This is a genomic window from Paenibacillus sp. FW104-T2, from assembly GCF_058789975.1.
The window spans coordinates 17,881-41,270 of record NZ_JBYTCE010000025.1 but is presented as its reverse complement, the minus strand read 5'-3'; the positions used below and the strand labels follow the sequence as shown (position 1 = coordinate 41,270).

General features: G+C 48.8%; 19 protein-coding genes. 5 read left to right on the top strand and 14 right to left on the bottom strand.

Annotated features, from left to right (window positions below):
- Nucleotides 1-281 precede the first annotated feature (281 nt).
- The 3 genes from AC3WQ3_RS24880 to AC3WQ3_RS24870 are packed head-to-tail and all read right to left on the bottom strand — an operon-like array spanning nt 282 to nt 3,591.
- Nucleotides 282-1,466: an ABC transporter permease gene (locus AC3WQ3_RS24880; RefSeq protein ID WP_492473988.1), complete on the bottom strand. Its 1,185-nt coding sequence runs from the start codon at nt 1,464-1,466 to the stop codon at nt 282-284.
- Complete coding sequence (locus AC3WQ3_RS24875) at nt 1,459-2,622, bottom strand: ABC transporter permease (RefSeq protein ID WP_492473999.1); 1,164 nt, start codon at nt 2,620-2,622, stop codon at nt 1,459-1,461. The genes AC3WQ3_RS24880 and AC3WQ3_RS24875 overlap by 8 nt, the downstream gene beginning before the upstream one ends.
- Before the next feature lie 33 nt (nt 2,623-2,655).
- Nucleotides 2,656-3,591: an ABC transporter ATP-binding protein gene (locus AC3WQ3_RS24870; RefSeq protein ID WP_492473987.1), complete on the bottom strand. Its 936-nt coding sequence runs from the start codon at nt 3,589-3,591 to the stop codon at nt 2,656-2,658.
- A gap of 206 nt (nt 3,592-3,797) precedes the next feature.
- On the opposite strand from AC3WQ3_RS24870, the gene AC3WQ3_RS24865 reads away from it, so the two are divergent.
- Both AC3WQ3_RS24865 and AC3WQ3_RS24860 read left to right on the top strand, forming a co-directional pair.
- Nucleotides 3,798-5,063 (top strand): sensor histidine kinase, encoded by a 1,266-nt coding sequence (locus tag AC3WQ3_RS24865; RefSeq protein WP_492473986.1) that lies wholly within the window; start codon nt 3,798-3,800, stop codon nt 5,061-5,063.
- A 32-nt stretch (nt 5,064-5,095) separates the two neighbouring features.
- Nucleotides 5,096-5,779, top strand: coding sequence for a response regulator (locus AC3WQ3_RS24860; RefSeq protein WP_492473985.1), 684 nt, complete (start codon nt 5,096-5,098; stop codon nt 5,777-5,779).
- Nucleotides 5,780-5,838: 59 nt separating this feature from the next.
- Here AC3WQ3_RS24860 and AC3WQ3_RS24855 read toward each other — a convergent pair whose 3' ends face one another.
- From AC3WQ3_RS24855 to ftsE, 5 genes are all read right to left on the bottom strand, one after another.
- A complete protein-coding gene (locus AC3WQ3_RS24855; protein WP_492473984.1) occupies nt 5,839-7,164 on the bottom strand; it encodes a PDZ domain-containing protein in 1,326 nt (441 codons plus the stop codon).
- An 85-nt stretch (nt 7,165-7,249) separates the two neighbouring features.
- Entirely contained in the window at nt 7,250-8,701 is a 1,452-nt protein-coding gene (locus AC3WQ3_RS24850; RefSeq protein ID WP_110758674.1) for a S41 family peptidase, read from the bottom strand.
- Nucleotides 8,702-8,834: 133 nt separating this feature from the next.
- Nucleotides 8,835-10,112, bottom strand: coding sequence for a murein hydrolase activator EnvC family protein (locus AC3WQ3_RS24845; protein WP_492473983.1), 1,278 nt, complete (start codon nt 10,110-10,112; stop codon nt 8,835-8,837).
- A 190-nt stretch (nt 10,113-10,302) separates the two neighbouring features.
- A complete protein-coding gene (gene ftsX / locus AC3WQ3_RS24840) occupies nt 10,303-11,220 on the bottom strand; it encodes a permease-like cell division protein FtsX (RefSeq protein WP_336782120.1) in 918 nt (305 codons plus the stop codon).
- On the bottom strand, nt 11,210-11,896 hold the full coding sequence (gene ftsE / locus AC3WQ3_RS24835; RefSeq protein ID WP_095291427.1) for a cell division ATP-binding protein FtsE: 687 nt from the start codon (nt 11,894-11,896) through the stop codon (nt 11,210-11,212). The genes ftsX and ftsE overlap by 11 nt, the downstream gene beginning before the upstream one ends.
- Before the next feature lie 252 nt (nt 11,897-12,148).
- Between ftsE and AC3WQ3_RS24830 the strand changes: the two genes are divergently transcribed.
- Nucleotides 12,149-13,579, top strand: coding sequence for a VanW family protein (locus AC3WQ3_RS24830; RefSeq protein WP_492473982.1), 1,431 nt, complete (start codon nt 12,149-12,151; stop codon nt 13,577-13,579).
- Nucleotides 13,580-13,658: 79 nt separating this feature from the next.
- On the opposite strand, the gene AC3WQ3_RS24825 is transcribed toward AC3WQ3_RS24830, so the two are convergent.
- The 4 genes from AC3WQ3_RS24825 to AC3WQ3_RS24810 form a co-directional block, all read right to left on the bottom strand.
- A complete protein-coding gene (locus tag AC3WQ3_RS24825; RefSeq protein WP_492473981.1) occupies nt 13,659-15,224 on the bottom strand; it encodes an MDR family MFS transporter in 1,566 nt (521 codons plus the stop codon).
- Nucleotides 15,225-15,296: 72 nt separating this feature from the next.
- Nucleotides 15,297-16,115 carry a hypothetical protein gene (locus tag AC3WQ3_RS24820; protein WP_492473980.1) on the bottom strand — a complete coding sequence of 273 codons (819 nt, stop codon included), beginning with the start codon at nt 16,113-16,115 and terminating at the stop codon, nt 15,297-15,299.
- The gene (locus AC3WQ3_RS24815) at nt 16,030-16,755 is read right to left on the bottom strand and encodes a polymer-forming cytoskeletal protein (protein WP_492473979.1); all 726 of its coding nucleotides are present in this window, start codon (nt 16,753-16,755) and stop codon (nt 16,030-16,032) included. The genes AC3WQ3_RS24820 and AC3WQ3_RS24815 overlap by 86 nt, the downstream gene beginning before the upstream one ends.
- 14 nt (nt 16,756-16,769) lie before the next feature.
- On the bottom strand, nt 16,770-17,393 hold the full coding sequence (locus AC3WQ3_RS24810) for a YhbD family protein (RefSeq protein WP_492473978.1): 624 nt from the start codon (nt 17,391-17,393) through the stop codon (nt 16,770-16,772).
- A gap of 297 nt (nt 17,394-17,690) precedes the next feature.
- Between AC3WQ3_RS24810 and AC3WQ3_RS24805 the strand changes: the two genes are divergently transcribed.
- Both AC3WQ3_RS24805 and AC3WQ3_RS24800 read left to right on the top strand, forming a co-directional pair.
- Nucleotides 17,691-18,479, top strand: a complete 789-nt coding sequence (locus AC3WQ3_RS24805; protein WP_492473977.1) for an alpha/beta hydrolase — start codon at nt 17,691-17,693, stop codon at nt 18,477-18,479.
- A 461-nt stretch (nt 18,480-18,940) separates the two neighbouring features.
- Complete coding sequence (locus AC3WQ3_RS24800) at nt 18,941-20,038, top strand: HD-GYP domain-containing protein (RefSeq protein ID WP_492473976.1); 1,098 nt, start codon at nt 18,941-18,943, stop codon at nt 20,036-20,038.
- Between the two features lie 577 nt (nt 20,039-20,615).
- On the opposite strand, the gene argH is transcribed toward AC3WQ3_RS24800, so the two are convergent.
- Nucleotides 20,616-22,019 carry an argininosuccinate lyase gene (argH, locus tag AC3WQ3_RS24795; RefSeq protein ID WP_492473975.1) on the bottom strand — a complete coding sequence of 468 codons (1,404 nt, stop codon included), beginning with the start codon at nt 22,017-22,019 and terminating at the stop codon, nt 20,616-20,618.
- Nucleotides 22,020-22,127: 108 nt separating this feature from the next.
- Nucleotides 22,128-23,363 (bottom strand): argininosuccinate synthase, encoded by a 1,236-nt coding sequence (locus AC3WQ3_RS24790; protein WP_095291411.1) that lies wholly within the window; start codon nt 23,361-23,363, stop codon nt 22,128-22,130.
- Nucleotides 23,364-23,390: the final 27 nt, after the last annotated feature.

The following is a 23,390-nucleotide window of genomic DNA, read 5'->3' as shown; positions in this document are numbered from 1 at the left end:
TGTTATATGCTGGCATATACAAGTACGGTATACCGGATGGACCCTGTCTAATTCATTCCTTAACGAACAATTTATCATAGATTAACAACCTGAGGACATAGGTATAACTTCACTGATTTACCCAAAAGCAGGCACCACGAATCAGACCCTTGGCACCTTCCCTACCTGATTACAGCCCAAAAACCGGATACACAAATGTGCACCCGGCCGTTCGAATTTATGAAAGTCTTTCTATCGATTAAATGAACCAATCCTGGATGATCGCAGCATATTTCCATAGGTTATGCGTCTACACCAGGCTGATTGGGTCGGAGAATAACCGATCCGACCGTCAGCAATATGGCAGCCATGCCGCACAGAATGAGCAGCGGCAGTTTGATGTCGGACAGCGTGCCGCCTGCAGAGATCGTCTCAACGGCTTGGATCGTCCATTTTTGCGGGACAAAGTTCGCCAGCTTTTGCATATAATCCGGCATAATCGACAGCGGCCAGAAGCACCCTCCGATCATGCAGGTTGGCGTGATAATAAGCGAATTCAGGACGTTTGCGTTTTTGGATTCACGGATCAATCCGGCCACCGTACTCGCAATCCCCATGGATACCAGCATAAACGCAGCCAGGATGAGGAAATGTACGCCAAATGGAATACCTGCGTCATAGTGCAGCACCCACCTGCTGATCCCCAGCACCAGTAAAATCTGAATCATGCCGATGGCAAAGCTGCCCAGGAAGTTGCCGAGAGCAATTTCATATGCACGAACAGGAGCGGTGTACACTCTGGCCATCGTCCGCTGCCTGCGGTCTTCCATAATGACAGCTACTGCGCTGGTCAGCAGCCCCATCATGAACATGATTGTAAATCCGGTCACATTGTTCAGTCCTGGTTTGGGATACATCTGCAGGTCGGTAGCTTCGCCGGAGATCTGATGTTCCGCCGTTTTCTGCAGCAGCTGCTCGAATGGCTCTTGAGTTGCTGCAGATTCTGCAATCTTTTCTTGATTTGATGCTGCACTCGTTGCCGCCATCACAACCTGGGCCGACTGATGCAGTCCGCTAGCCATCCCTTCCACTGCAGCCCGCAGCGTGTAGGAGCTCTCACTGACACGGAGTTCAACCAGCTCGATTGATACGTTCTTCCCTTGCAGCAAGTCATCCGTATAATGAGCAGGTATGATGATTCCCGCATTCCCCTTTTGCCGGGTAATGGCTTCTCGCAGTTCTGCCTCCGTGTTCATCGGCTTGAGCAGATATTCTTCCTTGCCCCTAAGTTCATTCACAATCCATGTACCCGCTGCCCCTTGATCCTCGTTTACATAAGGAATAACCGCCCGCGTGGCTTGCTCACTCCCAAATAACGCAACTGCGCCTGTGACAACAAGGCACGGAAGCAGCAGGAAAGCCATAAATCCCCGTTTGCGTCCTATGGTGCGTTTGATCATTAACCAAGCAATATTCAGACTATTCATAGCGGTATCCCACCTTCCCGTAGATCACAGCTGCAATGGCAACCAAGACGGCACTCACAACACCGAGCATGAGGATATTATGCATAATCTCGCTCATCGATGCGTTCAGCATCATCCGCAGGAAACTTTGCAGAGCCCAGTGATTCACCGTAAATTCACCAATCCGCTGTACAAAATCAATGGCAATCGGGGTGAAGCCACCGCTAATAAATGTCATGGCAATGATGATGCCCTGCATTAACGCATAAGCAGATGCCGCACTTTTGCTCACGAGTGCCACAATCACACCAATCATCATTGAAGATATGGTGATCAGAACGCAGATCAGAACAATCAACCAAGGATGTGTCCCCCAATTCACGCCGTATAACCAATAGGTCATCAGAACAATAATCAGCGCCTGCATGAAGGCCAGGAGGCTGTTACCTGCAATTTTCCCTGCGAAAATGACACCATTGCCTACGGGAGCAGCCTGCAGACGGGTTAAGGTTTTCTTGTCCCGCTCACTAAAAAGGCTGTTGCTCGTCGTCATGCCTGCGTATAACATAAACATGGCCAGCATGGATGCAGCATAATATTGAGAGGCACTGTATGAGGTACCTGCGGTTCCAGGATTGCTAACGTTAACATAAGAGATATTGGCTGCGCCCTCATCAACCGTGGATGCCACGGCCATACTTGCTTCCGGTCCCAACACTTCCACTGTTGCCATATGCCTGTTCAGTTCATCCGTGAAGCGAGTAAACAACGTCTCACCTACGATGTTCAGTGTGCCGTCTTTCCCCAGAATCCATTGCAGCTTTGCCTCTTCCCCCTTCGTCATCCGTTCCTCCAGATCGGGCGGGATCAAGACTGCAAAATCGAGTTCACCTTGCCGAAGATTACGCTCTGCTTCCCCCTCGGTCGTAAAGTGCTGTACTTTCATCATTTCGGATACAGCCGGAGCCGCCACAAATGCGTTCAAGGCTTCTGTGACTGAACCTGAATTCGAACCTGTCTGAATCACTCCCACGCGTACCTGTCCAGGCACGTTGTCCTCCCCCGTATCCATCGTACTGGATAACGCAGCTCCCAAAATAAAGATCAGCAGCAGCGGCAGAACAAACAGGTTCAAGAGAACAGATCGGATTCTCAGAATCCTCCTTATTTCAAACATGCAAATATGCCAAATGTTCATCCATGCCACCTCCTAATCCCGCAGCGTTCGACCGGTCAGATTGAGGAACAACGTCTCCAGATCGGGCTCTTCAACCTGGAGCGACTGAATGGCAATCTCGTGTTTGCTGCAGATGAAAAGGATATCCTGCAGGTCCTGCTGTGCCGAAGGCAGCGTAATGGTCAGGGTATCTCCTGCCGCTTCTACCGCACGTACACGCGGATGAAGCCTTAGTTCCTCAACGGCACCGGGTCCAATCCCCGAAGCGCTTAGCACGATTTTCTCCTCGGACGCTACCCGCTCTCTCAGTTCCGCTTCGGTGCCACAGGCAATGATGTGCCCCTGATCCATGATCGCCACCCGGTTACTGATCGCCGCGACTTCCTCCATGTAATGGCTTGTATAGATAATGGTTGACCCCATCTTGTTAAGCGTGCGCACAGATTCCAAAATATGATTTCTCGACTGGGGATCAATTCCTACCGTTGGCTCATCCATAATAATCAGATCCGGCCGGTGCATAATGGCACATGCGATGTTCAGCCTGCGTTTCATCCCGCCAGAGAACGTGGATGGAGCATCCTTTGCTTTATCCTGCAGCCCGACAAATTCGAGCGATTCCTGTACCCTCTCCTTCAACAGTTTCCCGCGAAGTCCGTATAGCCTGGCAAAAAAAGTGACATTCTCCGCAGCAGTCATCGCTTCGTACAGCGCCAGATCCTGCGGCACAAGTCCAATCTTGCGTTTGACTTCAAGCGGTCGCTCCTTCACTGAGATGCCATTCAGCCGGATTTCGCCCTGATCGATGCTGAGCAGTCCTGCAATCATACTGATAGTGGTGCTTTTGCCTGCTCCGTTCGGCCCCAAGAGTCCAAATATCTCCCCCCGCTCCACACTAAGATTCAAGTGATCCACCGAAAGTTTGCTGCCGTACCGTTTTACCACATGTTCCATTTCAAGAATAGCCATCGCTCATACACTCCTCTTCCACTCCAGCATCCCGCCGCCAGATTTCATATCTGTATTGTATCGAATCCCATGGTCCCGCGAAGGTACGAAAGGTCATAAGATGAAGGTGACTTAAGTCATCTCCTGCATAAGAAGCAGGCTGTGCTATAATCAGGGGTGCATTACCCGTAATTTCCCATTCTATTTTAAAAGGATGTTTCTTACTTATGCCGATGCGTATTCTGCAATACGGTTTGATCCTCGTTCCTGCGGTCCTGTACCTCTTGATGCAGCCCTTGGACCGGGATGATTTATATACGCTGTATATCATCATTGCCCTCGGACTCGCTGTCTGCAAGGACTTTGCCCGTTCTCGTGCTCGGTATGTGCTGCTCATCTTGGCTGAAATGCTCTGGAGCTGCTGGCTGATTGCTGTATACGGACCCTTCATGTTGTTTTTGTCCTTATCCATACTTTATGTGTATATGTATCGACTCGAAGGGACAAACCGCTGGTTGATGTTGGGGGCTCAGCTTATCGCCACAAATATAGCGTTACATTGGCAATACACTCCGCCTCAAGAGCTGCTTCCTTGGTTTGCCTCCTTTCCTACCCAACCTAAATTCCCCTTCCTGAAGGAGACAGCGGGAAGAATGGTGGGAAACCTGATCCTTGTCCTTACCGCCGCACTCTCCTGGCAGGGTTCCAGAATGGCAAGCAGTCGCGGACAGCTGGAACAGGTATATGACGAGCTTCGCAGTAAACATTACGAGCTTCAAGACGCTCGTGCACAATTGCTGCTGTTCACGAAGCAGCTTGAGGGAGTAGCTCAGGAGGAAGAACGGACCCGGATTTCACGGCAGCTTCATGATGATATCGGACACCGCCTCATTCGTACGAAAATGATGTCCGAGGCTGCCCTGTTAACCCTTCCTCTGGATACCGAAAAAGGTACGGAAATGGTGAGACAAATACGCGATCAATTGGCGGCAAGCATGGATGACATGCGTTCTACGCTTCACAAACTGCGTTCCAGTTCATATGTATCCGAAGCCTATGCACTGGATCTTCTTCTGGAAGAGGTAGGCAGGGAGACGGGGGTGAAGACGAGTTATGAAGTCCGCGGTTCATCCCGTGAGCTGTATCCAAGCATGCAGATCGTACTATATAAAAATGCCAAAGAAGCGCTAACCAATGCCCTCAGACATGGAAACGCCAGTACGATTACGGTGGAAATGGAGTACGGGGAACGCGAAGTCTCCATGTCGGTCAGCAATGATGGAGTAATCAAAGCGGAGCAGTCAGCAAGAGCCCAGCCTGAGGGCATGCAATCGAACCGCAGCACAGAAGCAGATTCGGGCCCATCGGGAATGGGGCATGAAGGAATGCGACTCCGCACAGAATCCATTGGAGGCCGGCTTGAGATCCGGCAGGCTTACCCTTACACCGTAACTACACGTTTGCCCATGATGAAGAAAGCTGATTTGATCTGAGAAAGGAAGTAATTTTGCTCATGTCTGAACGAATGGAAACAAGTAAACATAAAGAAGCTGATCAAATCCAGCCCATTCGGCTGATTCTCACGGACGATGACTCTTTTATTCGTGAGAGCCTGAAGGTCCTGCTCGGACTTGATCCTGGCATTATTGTCACGGGCACGGCCTCCAATGGACGTGAGGCACTTGAGCTGCTGGAGTCAGGAACCGCTGCCGACGTTGTATTAATGGATATCCGCATGCCGGACTGCAATGGCGTGGAGGGTACCCGTATCATCAAGTCCCGCTTCCCTGACATGCGTGTACTGATGCTGACGACATTTGACGACGACGAATACATTATCCAGGCTCTGCAGAACGGTGCTAGCGGTTATTTGCTCAAAAATGTACCTCCCGACCGAATTATTCAAGGCATCAAAACAGTACATAACGGTGATATGCTGATTCACCCCGATATTGCCCGCAAGCTTGCGGGGCTGCTTCGTCCATCTGCGGCTCCCCAATCACATCCACAACCACCTCTTGATGCTTACGGTCTGACACGAACCGAACTGGCCGTTGCAGAAGCGATATCGGAGGGGCTGTCCAACAAGGAAATTGCAGCTAAACTGTTCTTGAGTGAAGGTACGGTCAAAAATTATGTCACCGAAATTCTCGGAAAACTAAGCCTGCGTGATCGGACACAGATCGCCATCTTTATGTTGAAGAATTAGCTTCACATCGCACAAAGGGTACTCCCTCGCTTTCCAAGCGGTGAAGTACCCTTTATTGATTACATTTCTACTGATCCTTGTTCGTTCACGGCCGGAGCCGGCAGAGCCAGCGGAGCCTCATCATTGCGACTGTTTTTGCGACGGGCAAACAATTTGAGTGTGATGATATGGAACAACGTCAGCGGACGCAGCTGCACTGCCCAAGCTTCATGGTTGACCGGAGCCATAAGCACACCTAGCTGATGATGTTCACCTTCATAGATGGCCCGCTGCATAAATTTGCTCTCACCCTGATGATTACGAACTTCCAGTTTGCAAAAGGCTGGATTCATCCGCAGTGCACGATGCAGTTCTTCCGGTGAGTCTACCATCACACCGTTCACCTTATACAGTGTCTCTCCTGCTTCGATGCCCAGCTCTGCAGCAGGGCTATCCGGAATAATGCCAAGCACCTTCAAGCCATGGACCGGATGAACAAACACCGGACTGCGGTGCTGTTCCTCGAACCCACTGTACCACACCAGAAATTCATGGCCGATAAATGCCGCCAGAGCGGCAACCACCATAAGTGGTGACCACCACGCCGCCAAGAGACTGAGCACAAGCAGGCCTGTCCCGTAGAGCAAGAGCCGCTTGGCGGATATCTGTACCTTTTGCCCAGGAAGCATACTCTGCGTAACCTCTCCGAATCCAAGCAGGATCGGAAGTGCCATCAGCATGTAGCCGCCTCCTGCATTCAAGAGAGGACTCCAAGCAAGTTCTGCTCCGCTCCCCGTTAAGGGTACCATGATCAGCATCGGGATCGGCCAGAAATGCTGCAGCTGGTATCCTCCGACCAGCTTGCCGCGCTTGCCTTCAAAGAGCAATGGCGAAGCCATGGATACCCCTTGCAAACGAACCAGCATCGCTTCACCTAGATGCAGTAAGGCAGCCAGTACCAATAAAGCAGGCATGTCCAGCGCACGCAATGCATCCGTGACACTGCCTAGCCATCCCGCCGGCTGCCAGCCTGAGGCCAGGTTCAGCCCAAACTGCACTACGCCAAGCAGCCCTGCCGCGTAGGCAAAACACAGATAGCGAATACGGAACAACGCCAGAATTAACGTTGCGGCCCATATGCAAATGACACTAGTGAGTGTAAGATGCGTCCCCAGGAAGATGGATATCACCGAGACAATGATACCAATGACGATACCTCCGAGTAAGGCACGGATCGTCTGGGTGATGGAGCTTTGCAGACGAACATGAAACAACCTACGTTCCTGTAATAATTGACGATGATAGATCAGTGCAATCAAAATGACCGAAATATAATAAAACGGCTGAGTAAACAACTGCAGCACTGCTTCCCCTAATGTCGTTAACCATGGCCAAGCCCATTCCATGATGGCCCGTCACCCCTCTCTTTCAGCCGGTTCAGAAAAAAAGAAGGCTGATAATCAGCCTTCTTAATGGCTTCGACACGACGGTCTAAATATCCTTTGAGACATTTTCGATCGCGCGCTTCAGCTGTGCATCATATTGAGGATTGGCAATACGTTCAATCAGAGCCGCTTCCAGTGATTCAGCGGTTTTCTCGTCGATCTCGCCGGTGGCCTCAATGCCTTTCTGCTTCTGGAATGCTTTGACCGCTTCTTGCGTCTTCTGGTCATAGTATCCATCTACACGATCCGGCTTGAAGTCGAGTCCTCTCAGCATCGTCTGCGCACTTTTCACATCCGTGCTATTGCTGTCATATTTCAAAGGTAATTTCTCTTTGTTAATCGGTGCAACCGAGAAGTAATCCGGCTGGTTCACCGCAATATCCGGTTTGATGCCTTTTTCATGAATCCAGTCTCCATTCGGAGTCAGCCATTTTGCAATGGTGATTTTCAGCAGGCTGCCATCACCCATTTGCTTGTCATAGCTCGTCTGTACTGTGCCTTTACCAAAGGAGTTTTCGCCAACCAGCGTTGCGCCTGCAGACTGCTGCAATGCACCGGCCAAAATTTCCGACGCACTTGCACTTCCTTTGTTCATCAGTACCGTAATCGGGTACGACTTGCTGGAACCATTCGATTTGCTTTGCTCACGTTTGCCGTTTTTGTCCTCGACCTGCACGATCACTTTGCCTTTTGGAACAAACTGCTCGGCAATGTCGATAACGACTTGCAGTACACCGCCTGGATCATTACGAACGTCAATGACCAGACCTTTCATGTTCTGTTTCTCCAGATTGGCCAGCTCTTCCTTGAAGCGTTCTCCGGTATTCAGCGAGAATTGAGTGATGGTAATGACACCTACACCGTTATCCTCCATGTGGGCATACACAGTCTCCAGATCAATATCATCACGCACAATGGTAAATTCGATCAATTCTGTAGAACCGGCGCGCTTCACTTGGACCTTGGCTTCACTGCCCTTTGGACCTCTGATTTTGTTAACAGCCTTGTTTAATTCAAGACCTTGCAGAGATTCGCCATTCACAGACATGATCATGTCTTTCGCCCGAATGCCTGCTTTCTCGGCAGGTGATCCTTTGATCGGGGAAACGACAACGACGTTTCCATCCTGCGAGGATACCTCGGCCCCGATCCCAGTAAAGGATCCTTCAATGGATTCCTCGAACTGGGCAGCCGTTTCCTGACCCATGTAGTTGGAATATGGATCGCCAAGGGATTCCATCATGCCGTTGATCGCACCATCGATCAGCTTGGTCTTATCGACATCTTTATAATAGTTGCTTGAGATCAAATCCATTGCGGTTTCAATCTTCTTCAAATCGTTCTTCTGCTGCGTATTGCCGGTTACACTGGCCAGCAGGCCTTCACCCGAAGTGGTCTGATTGGCCACACCGGGATAACTCATCAGTACCAGCGTAAGCAGGCTCCCTCCAAGGAGGGCCACAATGGCAAGCAGCAGCGCCGATCTTTTCTTCATCATCCGTTTGCTCACCGCCTTTAGTTTTGAAGCGTGTCAGATTCCATTTGCCCGAATCCATTCCCTGAACATGCCAGCTTAGTATATGTCTAGCTTGTACGGAATATGTCTTTTCCATTCCTTCACAAGCAATCCATTACAGGTAATTCATTGGATTCACTGGCGTACCATTTTCACGAACTTCGAAGTGCAAGTGAGGTCCGGTTGAATTACCTGTGTTGCCCGACTCGGCAATAAGGTCTCCTTTGCTCACCGTATCTCCCTTGCTTACCTTAAATCCGCCTTCACGCAGGTGACCATACAATGTCCAGAGTCCGCCACCATGGTCTACGATAACGGTATAACCGTAACCACTGTACCACTCTGCCATGATAACGATACCGCCTGATGCCGCGTGAACCGAGGTTCCCACAGGTACAGCAAAATCGGTACCATTGTGCATCTTGCCTACTTCACCCGTAATAGGGTGTGTACGACGACCGAATGGCGAGGAAATGCGTCCGCCGGATACCGGTTTGGAGAAGATCCCATTGCCCGCTGTATACACGGGTTCACTGCTGCCTGTGCTGACTTTCGTTGGCGCCTTCGCTGCTGCTGCAGCCCGAGCTGCTGCGGCTGCTTTTGCTTTGGCAGCGGCGGCTGCCTGCTGCTCACGAAGTTTGTTTTTTTCCTGAAGCAATGCTGAACGCTTGCTGGCGATCTGAATCAACACATCTTCCTGCTCCTGCGTCAGCTCTTCCGACTCTTCAATTTTAGCATCATAGGAAGCCAGAAGTACCTGCTTCTCCTGTTCCTTTTCATTTAACTGGGCTTTGCGTTGTTTCTTTTGTGCATATAGGCTTTTGGCTTCCGCATACTGCTTGTCCAGTTCAGCCTTTTTGTCGACAACGAGCTGCTTGTCCTTTTTGTGCTCATCCAGCAGATGCTGATCCTGATCCACAATGGTTTTCAGCGAATCTGCACGTGTCAGAAAATCCGAGAAGCTTGTTGAAGACAGCAACACATCCAGATAGGATACGGCTCCATCGGTATACATCAGACGTACACGTGATTCCAGCAGTTTCTCCCTTGCGACAATGCGCTCCTCTGCAGCCTGGAGATCTTTTTTCGTCGTGCGAAGATCTTCTTCCGTGTTCTCAATTTCCAGGGAAACGTTCGCCAGTTCATCACTGACAACATTGATCTGCTCCATGACAACCTTCAGATAGGCGTTGGTTTTGTTCTTGTAATGCTGGGCTTCCTTCTTGTTGGAAGCAGCCTTTTTCTGTTCCTGTTTGGCCGCAGCCGCCTTGCCCTCCAGCTGCTTAATCTGTTGATCTATGTCGCTAATGCTACTCTTGGCATATCCGTCCGAAGGTTGAAGCGTCAAACCGGCCAATAACGTAAAGGCCAGCAGCGAAGCTGTTTTTTTCAAAATGGTGATCCCCCATCCTATGAATTCACAAGAAAGCAACCTGCACAGGTGGTGAACATCATGTTCTTATGCTTGCTTTCTTCCATCTAATTAAGAGTGCGTCTTCCCTACATATCGTCAAACAGCGTCCAATTGTGAACCTGCTTTGTCATTCTATTTCGACAATTTCTGCAATTTCAGTAATAAAACATTAAACCTTAAGTGATTTGCGAATGGATAGTGTACTTCCCAAAATACCTACCAGCACACCGAGTCCGATCAAAAGGGTTCCAAACAGCAGCCAAATGTCGCTGAGCGGGATCAGGTTGAGCATCTGCATGAATACATCCTGACCAATGGTAGCCAGCAGGCGGCTGTAACCGAAGAACAGTACTGCTACCGTAATCACTGAACCGATAAATCCAATAAGTGCTCCTTCAATAAAGAAAGGCCAGCGAATGAATGTGTTCGTTGCACCGACGAGCTTCATGATGCCGATCTCCCGGCGACGGGCAAGAATCGTTACGCGAATCGTATTCGAGATCAGGAACATGGACATCAGAGCCAGTCCCCCGACAAAAATAAATCCGATATTCCGTACAAGGCGTGTAAATTTGAACAGTACTTCCACCGTTTCCTTGCCGTAGTTCACTTTCATGATCGGCTTCTCCGGATGCTTTTCGTTCAGGGCTTCAATTTTTTGCGCCACAAAAGTGACGGTTTCCGGTTCAATGACCTCCACTTCAATGGTCTCCGGCAGCGGATTATTATCCACATCGAAACCGTCCAGCACGTTATTCGCACTGTCACCAAGACGTTCGCGGAACTCCTTGAGTCCCTCTTCTTTGGAGACAAAGCGAATCTCGCTTACTTCCGGCATGGCACTGATCTCCTGCTGCAGCGTATTGCGCAGACTCTCATCCACATTCAGCTCCAGAAACGTACTGATCTCCACCTGGCTGTCCACCTGGTTAGCCATGGAGTTCACATTCAGCACGAGCAGCATAAATACTCCGAGAATGAGCAGTGACACGATGATCGACATGATGGATGCTACAGACATCCAGCCGTTGCGGAATACGTTTTTGAATCCCTCCCGCAAATGGCGCAAGAGAGTACTAAAATTCATAACCGTATTCCCCTCTCATCTGATCCCGTACAATCTGGCCACGCTCAATGGCGATAACCCGTTTACGCATCGTGTTCACGATATCCTTGTTATGGGTTGCCATGACAATCGTCGTTCCTCTGAAATTGATCTCGTCCAGCAGCTGCATAATGCCCCATGACGTCTCGGGATCAAGGTTACCCGTAGGCTCGTCCGCGATAATCACTGACGGATTGTTTACAATCGCCCGTGCGATGGCAATACGCTGCTGTTCCCCTCCGGACAATTGCGAAGGTTCACGATTCGCCTTGCTGCGCAGTCCCACCAGATCGAGCACTTCCATGACCCGTTTCTTGATGTGACGCTTCGGTGCCTCAATAACCTCCATGGCAAAAGCCACGTTCTCAAATGCCGTCATCTTGGGCAAGAGACGGAAGTCCTGAAACACTACACCGATGTTGCGGCGCACATAAGGAATCTTGCGTGGTTTCAACTTGCCGATATTAAATCCATTGATGGATATTTGTCCTTTGGTCGGAATTTCTTCTCTGTACATCAGTTTCATAAATGTTGATTTACCTGCGCCGGACGGACCGACGATATACACAAATTCATTGCGGTCGATCTTCACCGACACCCCTTGTAATGCGTGGGTCCCATTGGCGTAGGTCTTCCACACGTCCTGCATTTCTATCACATCATCACTTCCTGCTCACATAGTTAGCCATTATCATTTCGACACAATCCCGGCAATTCCTTTAAAAAGACCTGAAATTCATCAGGAGCAATCCATTTTACCCTTATTTCGATCCTCTGGATGGAAACATATAAAATATATTGTAACAAATTTGTTACCTATTGAGTACCCGAAAGTTTTCCTGCATTGGATCATATATATAGAAAGTGTTACGAAATGCGGAACATCAGAAGTATAAAGGAGCGTACGGATATGAAAAAAATACATTTGGCCGTCATTGTCGTGTTTTCAATTGTCTTTATCGGCTCCGCTTCCTACGGATTGTTGTATATGTATGTGAACCAGCCCGCTTTGCCGAGTAAGGTGCAGGTTGGCCGCTGGCAGGTCGGCGGCGTGAATCGGAGCGAGGCACTGCTGGGACTGGACGAACGTTTGAAAAAGCTGGGGGACTGGCCTGTTACGCTGGAGGTGGATGAGCCCTCCCTGACGCTGAACATGACTGCGATCGAAGCCGGTGCGGATTACAGTGCGGACGCCTTTTGTGCAGCGGTGCATAAGCTGGAGGAAGGGAATGTGTGGGAACGTGCGTATGCCCGTTATCATTTCGCGGAGGAATGGCCTCTCGAACAACGGTACAATATCCAATCCCTTAGAACACGTTTGAGCCCTGAGTGGGAAAAGGAAACCTTCGGCACCCCCGCAGACGCTGTCCGGCGGATCACCGCAAACGACAAGGTCCAGTACATCCCCGAGAAGGGCGTCCGGCGGATCGCCTGGGATGAACTGGAGGCCAGGCTGCTGGCGAAGCTTCCCCACGATCTCACCGTGCTGGACAATGCGAACACACCTGCTTCACTGTTAATTCAGCTGCCGTTATACACCCAGCAGCCTCAAGTAACGCTGGAGTCTTTACGCAAGGAAGGTATTGAGCGGAAGATCATCCAGTTCTCCACAGGGCTGGGAAGCAGCACGGAAGGACGCATACATAATGTCAGTGCAGCAGCACAATCCGTGAACGGCATGATTTTGAAGCCTGGCGGCATGTTCGACTATGAAAAGATCATTCGACATGCCGAGAAGGAATACGGCTTTCGCGAGGCTCCGGTCATTGTGAGCGGACGTCTCACCCCGGGGGTTGGCGGAGGCATATGTCAGGTGTCCAGCACTGTATACAATGCGGCCTTGTTAACCGGGCTCGATATTGTCGAGCGGCGTAACCATTCGATACCCGTCAAATATTTGCCAAAAGGACTGGACGCCACTTTTGCTTCTGGCGCTATCAATTTCCGTTTCAAGAACAATACGGGCAAATCCCTGCTGATCCTTGCTGAAGTGAAGAATCACCAATTAACCGTCAAATTTTTTGGTACTTTTCCCGAGAATGTCAGCTACGCACTCGAATCCCACACCATCGAAACGTTAAGCGCCCCTGTAAAGTATGTATCCAGCAACGCGCTGCCGGATGGCGCCCAGCAGGTTTTGCAAAACGGACAGCCTGGCTACATTGTGGAAACCGTACGTATCAAGAAGGTGGATGGCAAAGTGGTGGAGTCCAAAACCATTTCGCGAGATACCTACAAAGCTCAGGATCGCCTTATCGCACGTTCAGGTCATAGCAGCCTGCCAGATCCGCAGGAGCCTTCTGTTGTAGAGGACGGTGTGAGTGATACCAAACAGCCATAAGAGTTGGACAACGTAAAAACACACCTCTCTATTGCTCCGCGTGGAGATAGAATGGTGTGTCTTTGTTGTTCACTTCAAATTAATGCCCTGCTGTGTATTCTCCCTGTTCCTCGCCGATAACCATCTTTTCTTTTCCCATAAAGAAAGCAGCAATCAGAGCCAGTGCCGCTGGAATGGCCGCCCAGGCAAATAACTGCACGATCGAGGAGGACAACGCTTGAGTGATCGCTTCCAGCACCTGAGGCGGAATCGCCTGTCTAAGCTCTGGGGAGAGCAAGGCATGCGGATCGCTCAGATTCAAGCCCTCAGGCATGCCGCCTGCCGGTGCTCCAGTCTCTGACCCGCCTGCTTCGGCAGCAGCTCCGGCGAGGGCATCGTTCATTTTGCGTGTAAATACCTGGCTCTGCACGATCCCAAAGATCGTAATCCCCATCGTCATTCCAAGCGATCGCAAAAAGTTAAGCGTGGAACTCGCGGCACCACGTCTCTGTGGTTCGAATGCATTCATGGCCGCATTGCTGAGCACCGAGAACGAGGCACCGACACCCAGGCCAACCAGAACCATAAATACACGAATTGTCCAGAGGGACGAATCGGCATCCAGTGTGGTTAATAGGCCGAGACCGAGAACCAGCAGCGCCAGTGTTGGAATCATGATGTTCCGATACTTGATCTTGGTCATCAGCACCCCGCCCATTGAGGCGGTTACGACAGAACCCAGCATCATGGGCAGCAAAACAAGACCTGAATTGGTCGCCTTACCGCCGAGCACACCCTGAATGAAGATGGGAATGTACACCGATGCTGTGATAAATGCCGCACCACTGAACATGGCAATGACATTACTGGACCAGTACACGCGGTTGCGGAACATGTTAAAGGATATAATCGGTTCCTTCGCTCTCGATTCGGCAAATACGAACAGCAGCGCCAGCACTGCAAATCCGGCGAACAAACCGAGAATTTGCCACGAGTTCCAGGCATACGTTTTGCCACCCAATTCAAGGCCGAAGATCAAACACACGACAGCACCAATCAGCGTCACGGCACCCAGCCAGTCAATCTGCTGGGATTGATGCTGATGTGATTCCTTGTAGAAAAACGCAATAAACACAAACGCAATCAGTCCGAGCGGCAGGTTAATATAAAATACCCATTCCCACGTGGCGTACTGTGTGATGTACGCACCCAGCAGCGGGCCGAATACGCTGGATAATCCAAAGACAGCCCCAAACAATCCGCCCAGCTTGCCCCGCGCTTCCGGTGCAACCACGTCAAACATGATGGTAAACGCAATTGGCACCAAGGCACCTGCACCAATCCCCTGAATGGCTCTGTACATGGTCAACTCCACAATGGATGTTGCTGTTCCACATAACGCCGACCCAAGCATAAACACGATAATTCCAAATACAAAAAACTTCTTCCGTCCATACATGTCGGACAATTTACCGAAGATCGGCATGCCTGCCATCTCGGCGACCATGTAAGCTGAAGTAACCCAAACGAATTTGTCGAGGCCACCCAGCTTCCCGACGATATCCCCCATCGCCGTTGCCACGATGGTGTTATCCATCGAAGCCATCAGTATGCTGAGCAGCAGCCCTGCCAGCACCAATCCAATACTGTTTTTACGTGCAACCATTGTACTCAATCTCTCCATTCACGCTCTATTCATATGACTGAAATAGTATATCCGAAAAGCCGCCCCCAATAATCAGTCCACGGACCGATTGCGCTGAACCAAAACTTCGGATTGTGAATGGATCTGCAGAGAAGAACGGTATTCAACTGTACCAATTTGGCAGCCTGGGCCAATTTTTATTTTATCTCCCCGGACAACCTCGGCTACCGTGTTCTCTAACTCAATGTTATCTCCTTCAATTAGGCTTACCTTGAGGATCGATGGGTTACTTGCATTACTCGCGAACCAACCATCGAGCAGCTTCCCTCGGCCACTCTTCACAGCGATGATTGAACCACCAATTTCCATGGCTTCAGACGGACCCATGATTTTAAGTGTCATTTGTTCAGCAGTAAGCATGCCTCCGACCGTAAAACGACCATTGAGTTTGATATTCTCTGCCTGGCAGTCACCTGGTAGATGAAACTCACCTACCACTTTCATTTTTTCAGCTTTTGCATGTAAGCCGGATACGCTACTCCCACTCTCATCTTCAGGGCCGATAACTCGTTCTGTTAGGGTTAGGGTTCCCGTAATATTAATATCGTTTGATTCAAGAGATCCGTAGATGACCGACGTGCCCGTACATTTGAATTGATCACAATATAAGTCATTGTTGAAGGTGGAATCTCCTACAACCTTGACCTTGGCGTACACACCGCCAGCGGAGCTGCCCTCACCGATAATACTATAGTTACTTTTCTTGTCTGATGGACTAACGATATGGTTATCCAATTGAATCACTTCCCTTTTTTCAAAATCCAACTTAGATGCGCTGGCTGCTGCCCACCCTGGCATCTGGATCAATCTCAAGCTCGCCTGAGTATTCGACAAGCCTGATGCTGCAGCCACGGCCGATAAATACCTTGCTGCCTCGAACAATATCAGCCTCCGTATCTTCCAATACGATCTCATCCCCTTCAATTAAGGATGTTTTAAAGGATGGTGTACCGCCCAGCCCGATACTTTTCCAAAAGCCACTTTGTTCCTTACGGCGAATATCAATACGTTCTCCGCCAACCTCTTTGGCTGAAGAAGATGTATGCAGCTTAATCTCAACGGATCCTGCATTCAGGAAGCCACTAATTTTGATATTGCCCTGTACGTTCAGGGACTCACATTGCACATCACCATCAATAGTGATCATGCCGCCAATATCGATGCGTTCTCCATCCACTCGTCCACGTACGGTACACTTGCCGTTTACTTCAAGCTCAGGACTAATGAGATTTCCATGAATGGTTGTCAGGCCATCCACACGAACACGGGAGCTGTTCAAGGGGCCATTCAGCGTGCACATGCCGTTAATGGTTGCACTTTCCGCACTTAAGGCTCCGTGCATCTTCAACGTCCCATTCACACTCAAGGAGGTACAATCCAGATTGCCGTTTACTTTAGCCATGCCATCAATGGAAACCCGATGAAAGGCTCCACCTGCTGTTTGACTCAAGCCTGATACATTCAGATCATTTCTCAAATGACGTTCTTCCATGTCCATTCTCCCCTTTATCCCAATTTGAGTTTCAGCTCTTCCATAAACGTGCCCAGCGGAAGTCTCAGTACCACTTTGACGCCCTGATCAAAATAAAGCTCTGATCCTGAACCAGTAAGCATGAATGTCGGTACGCCCATCTTGCGAATTAGCAGCAGCTCACTTGCTCTGTTTGCAAAACGGTAATAATGCTCAGACATGACATCTATCAGCAATGAGCCCTCCTGACGGGTAATATCCCCGCTAAGCAGCAGCTTCTCGAGGACATAGAGCATCATAATCTGCTCCAGAGCATACATAGGTTGTTCCCGTCCTGCCTCTTTTACCAATTCAAGTGAAGGTAATGAAACAATGTTTCGATCCATTAATTGTTCTGCAGACATTTCAACCTCACCCAGTGTGGGCGAAAATACATCTGCCAGCTCATCCAGTGATAATCCATCCTTCATATTGAGAATCTTATCGATACGTGTCAGGATCTGCTGCTTAGGGAAAAAGGTTTCTTGCCCCGTGTATGAAGACTTCCGAATAAACCATTCTTCCGGAATAAGATTTTTCCGCTTCCAGCGGTATAACTGACCATAGGAAATCCCCGTGAGGTCCAACAAGTCTTTTTTGGAGATCAATTCATCCGTCATATATGGTCCCCCTTTGTGTTGAAAACAGTGTAACATAACATTGTTACGTTGTGAAGCTTAGAAATCATTTTGCTCACAATTAACTTCAATTAACCATCTCCTACTAAACTTTCTTATTAAACGCTGTCTGATCTTAGTTAATACATCACTTTCTTTAGCTATGAATGTTGTTGTTGCAATGGACGGGGTTTGGGTATAACCTGTGTGATAGAAACGAAGGAGCTATTAACTGTGACCGCATTCAACTCAGGCAGGACATTCAGTTAATGAATTCATGAAAGGGGTTACTTTGTAGAGATGGCACTCATTAAATGTGATTTTTACTCCGACACGCTAGGACTCAGCACGAGCATGCACGTTATTCTGCCACAGCAGACCCATAATCAGATTGGAATGGATAATGTTTCGGGCAAAGGACTTCACCCTACGCTGTATTTGCTGCATGGCCTATCGGATGATGATTCCATCTGGCTGCGCCGGACATCCATTGAACGTTATGTGGCAAACCTCGGAATCGCTGTTGTCATGCCGCAAGTGCATCGCAGCTTCTATACGGATATGGCTGAAGGTGGACGTTACTGGACGTTCATCAGCGAAGAGCTGCCTGCCCTGGCACGCTCCTTCTTCCCGCTGTCTTCCAAACGGGAAGACAACTACGTTGCCGGCTTGTCCATGGGTGGTTACGGGGCATTCAAACTGGCCCTGCGCAAACCGGAGCAATATGCCGCCGCAGCAAGCTTATCAGGGGCTCTGGATATGGCTGCACATATGGATAACAAAATTCTCTCCGCATTGCAGCATACCGAAATGGAGCGTATCTTCGGACCAGAGATCAAGGGCTCGGAGAATGATCTGCTTCATCTGCTAAAAGAAAGTCAGGCTAGTCAGGCACCACGTCCACTTCTATATCAATGCTGCGGCACGGAAGATTTCCTGTATGAGGAGAACCAATCTTTCCGTGAGGCTTGTGCACAGACCGATTTTCAGTTGACCTATGAAGAAGAACCTGGCGGACATGACTGGGCATACTGGGATGAGAAGATTCAGAATGTGCTGCGATGGCTGCCACTGCCTGAACGGAACTAAAGGGAAGCGCTTGGTGCAATGAAAGAAAGTAAGAGGATTCCCTGCCTTTCATGCACTCATAATCTCTTTAATTTGCAATAAACAAAAATAAACAAAAACGTATATTCTAGTTTAATATTCTTAATTTGCTTACCCGCTTTTCTTACTAAAGGAAGCGGGTATTTGGCTTGAAATATACAAGACACTAGAACTACCCGTCACTAACCCATCCTTCTAACGGCTCATATATTTGGTTTAAGTGAGTAATTAGTATCAATTGATTCTCGTTGTTAAATGTACCGAAAGTACCATAACATAAAAATGTGATTATGACGAAGATATAAGATGAGCCATATTAACTAATAAAATTAAACCGAATAAAGTTACTACATACTCTATATTTAAGTTATTTCGCATCTCTTTCTTTTCTATAGATGAGAGAAGCACATACATATAATACATAAAAATCGGGGGAAGTCTGCATGGAGTTTAAGGATTACGATGACTTAGTAGGGAAACATTTGAAACAAAATATTACGGATGTTAGAGGCGTACTTCTAATAGCCAAAGGCACCCTTCTTCTTCCTGAACATATCGACAAACTAAAAAAATTCAATATTCATATTCTGGATGTAGAGTCGGCATTGGAAGTTAATGAAGTGGATGAAGAAACGAGTGATAAGATACATACCCATAATCAAGAAAATATCAATCAGCCACGTATTCATTTCCCTTCTATCCCAACCAAAGAGCTTATTCAGCAAACGGAGTCCTATCTTAAAGGGATGAAAGACAGCCTTGAACTCTCCGGAACAGTGGATATTGACGAAGTTGAAGATAAACTAACTTCGGTTATCATGGACACATCGAATTCAGCAAGCTTGTTCCGACTCCTTTCAGAGCTAAAGGGAACACGGGATTTTCGCTATACCCACAACATGGGAGTTGCATTCATTGCAACCAAGCTGGGGAAACAACTTCGCTTGGACGAACAGGAATTAAAGACATTGACTACTGCAGCAACTCTATATGATATCGGTTCAACCAAGCTTCCTTCGGATTTAGTCAACAAAACGTCCAGATTCAATGCAAATGAATATGAAATCATGAAACAGCATACGATCTGGGGACATGATATGTTGAAGAACTCCATGGCAAGTCCTCGTGTAGCACGGGTTGCATTGGAGCATCACGAAAGAGAAGATGGCAGTGGTTATCCGCATCGTTTAAAAGGTGATCAGATCGACCCTCTGAGCAAAATAGTCGCTCTTGCTGATATTTATATGGCCATGATATCCCCTCGTCCATACAGAGAAGCCCACCCCTTCTTCAATGTTGTTAATATGATTCACGAAGAAATTATGGATAATCGTCTGGAGTCCCAGATCGGGTTAACCTTTTTGGAATCATTAATGGCATCCCAACTTGGTTGCGAAGTTTTGTTATCTGATGGGAGACAAGGTAAGATCGTACTCGTCGATAGAAATTATCCTACTCGCCCTTTAATCGCACTAGAGAATCAAGATTTCCTTGATCTCACTAAAACAACGGCCATAACTGTAAAGGAAATCATCGGGTGATGAAAATGGTGACATTAGGAGATCAATTATCGTTAGATGACAAAACCCTATCCAGGGATATTTCATGTCTGTTGGAAGTTGCTGATGCTGAATTATTTCCTGAAAACACAATAAAAAAGTTAATCAACATTCTGCGAAGGAACGGTTATGATTGCATTGAAGACATTGTTAACGCTAGTGAGAAGGAGATACGGCTTCTGAAGTACATTGGACTTCAAACGTTTAACACGCTAAAAACCTTGTTAATGGAGCTATCTGAGTCCGAAAGATCAAAGAATTCGGAAAGGAATATAACACACAACTCCAAAGTCACTAAAGGATTTAGCACAAATTCTAAATATTCATTATCCTGGAATGACAGATACTAACCAACTCTTCCCTTCCTAAACATACATAGATAAATGCACCTTTCTTCTGGAACTTCAGTTTAAACACGCGTTTATAATCTCCTGAAATGAAAAAAGTCCCTCAGGTCTTGCGGTAAGAGTTCATGTAACAGAATCTCTTACCCACTCCAGACCTGAGGGGTTTTAAGAAGCCATACCTTCCTTATAAACAATGTAGAGCAACCTTGGCGTTAACCTCGGCTAGTGATCCATTGCGCCGTAATTTCCAGCACCTTTTCACTGCGTCCGATGGCTTCAGCCACTTGTCCAGAGGCTGTGCCACCATAGACGTTACGTGCGTTAACCACCGCTTCCGGTTGGAGCACATCGTAGATGCGGTCGTCGAACAGCGGGGAGAACTGACGGAACTCATCAATGCTCAGATCCAGCAAATACTTGCCGTTCTGGATGCAGTACAGCACCGTTTTACCGATGACTTCATGCGCCTGACGGAATGGCAAGCCTTCACCCACGAGGAAGTCTGCAATATCCGTTGCGTTGGAGAAGTCCTGGTTCACCGCTTGGCGCATCCGGTCCTTGTTCACTTTCATCGTTGCAATCATCGGTGCGAACAATTGCAGCGCGCCTTCCAGCGTAGCAACCGTATCGAACATGCCTTCCTTGTCTTCCTGCATGTCTTTGTTGTAAGCCAAAGGAAGAGATTTCAAAACCGTCAGCAAACCGATCAAGTTGCCGTATACACGTCCGGTTTTACCACGAACAAGCTCAGGTACATCCGGATTCTTTTTCTGCGGCATAATGCTGCTGCCTGTGCAGAACGCATCGTCCAGCTCAACAAAACCAAACTCGGTACTGCTCCACAGCACCAGTTCTTCACTCAGACGGGACAGGTGAGTCATGATCAGGGAAGCAGCTGCCAGGAACTCTACGATAAAATCACGATCACTAACCGCATCCAGGCTGTTCTCGTACACACCGTCGAAGCCGAGCTGCTCGGCCACGAAGTGGCGGTCAATCGGGAATGTTGTTCCTGCAAGTGCACCTGCACCCAGCGGCAGAACGTTAATCCGTTTGTAGCTGTCCATCAGACGCTCCGCATCCCGTTGGAACATGGAGACATACGCCATCAGGTGATGGGCGAACAGAATCGGTTGTGCACGTTGAAGATGGGTATAACCCGGTACGATTGTATCCAGATTGTCCTTGGCCTGTCCGATCAACGCCTCCTGCAGCGCATGCAGCATACCGACAAAACCAACTACACGCTCACGCAGGTACAAGTGCATGTCTGTTGCCACCTGGTCATTCCGGCTGCGACCTGTGTGCAATTTGCCACCGACAGGGCCAATGGTTTCGATAAGGTTTTTCTCAATGTTCATGTGGATGTCTTCATCTGAAACAGAGAATTCCACTTCGCCTGCACGAATTTTGTGCAGTACTGTAATCAAGCCTTCCTTGATCGTTTCCACATCTTCTACAGGCAAAATGCCACACTTGCCCAGCATCGTTACATGGGCGAGACTGCCTTGAATATCTTCCTCAGCCAAAGCTTTGTCAAAGTTAATTGATGCCGTGTATTCCTCAACCAGATGATTGGTTTGTTTGGTAAAACGTCCTCCCCACAGCTTGCTCACGGTGAGTTCTCCCCTTTCGTTCATGGACAAAGCCGCCCCTGCCCGATGTGCAAGAACGGCCTGCCCTGTAAAGTGATATTGGTCATGATATGAGGCTATTTTAAAGAATTATTTCTTGTTTTGTTCGACGCCGGAATTAACTTTCAGACGCAGGGCGTTCAGGCGGATAAAGCCGGTTGCATCCCCTTGATCATATGCTTGTGTTGGATCAGCTTCCATCGTAGCGATGTCCGGATTGTACAGGCTGACAGGGCTTTTCACGCCTGCCCCAATGATGTTGCCTTTGTACAGTTTCACACGTACGGTACCTGTTACGTTTTTTTGGCTTTCGCTTACGAGCGCTTGCAGTGCCAGACGTTCCGGTGCGAACCAGAAGCCATTGTACACGAGTGTGCTGTAACGGGTGATCAGACTATCACGCAGGTTCATGACCTCACGGTCCATCGTGATGGATTCCATTTTACGATGTGCTGTAAACAGGATCGTTCCACCCGGTGTCTCGTATACGCCGCGGCTCTTCATGCCAACAAAACGGTTTTCGACCATGTCGACACGGCCAATTCCGTGTTTACCACCCAGCTCGTTCAGTTGCTCCATCACTTGCAGCGGGCTCAGACGTTCACCATTCAGGGCTACGCAGTTGCCTTGTTCAAATTCCAGTTCAACGTATTCCGCTTGATCGGGTGCATCTTCCGGTGCATTGCTGAGCAGGAACATGTCTTTGTTCTCGTCTGTACTTGGGTCAAACCAAGGATCTTCAAGCACACCGCTCTCATAGCTGATATGCAGCAGGTTACGGTCTGTGGAGTAAGGCTTAGCTGCGGATGCCGTTACCGGAATACCGTGTTTCTCTGCATAAGCAATCATCTCGGCACGTCCCGGGAACTGGTTGCGGAATTCTTCCAAACGCCATGGCGCAATGACTTGAACGTCTGGTGTCAGCGCAGCTGCGTTCAACTCGAAACGAACTTGGTCATTCCCTTTACCCGTAGCGCCGTGAGCGATCGCAGTAGCACCTTCTGCACGAGCGATGTCGACCATGCGTTTCGCGATCAGCGGACGAGCGATACTTGTACCGAGCAGGTATTGTCCTTCATACAGAGCACCCGCTTGGAACATCGGGTAGATGAAGTCTTTCGCGAACTCGTCGCGCAAATCGTCGATATATACTTTGGAAGCGCCGGTAGCGAGTGCTTTTTCTTCCAGGCCGTCCAGCTCATCCTTTTGTCCGATATCTGCAGTGAATGCGATAATCTCTGCATCATAGGTTTCTTTCAACCATTTCAAAATTACAGATGTGTCCAACCCGCCAGAGTAGGCGAGTACGATTTTTTCCTTAGCCATGTTCGTTGGTCCTCCCCAAATTCAGTT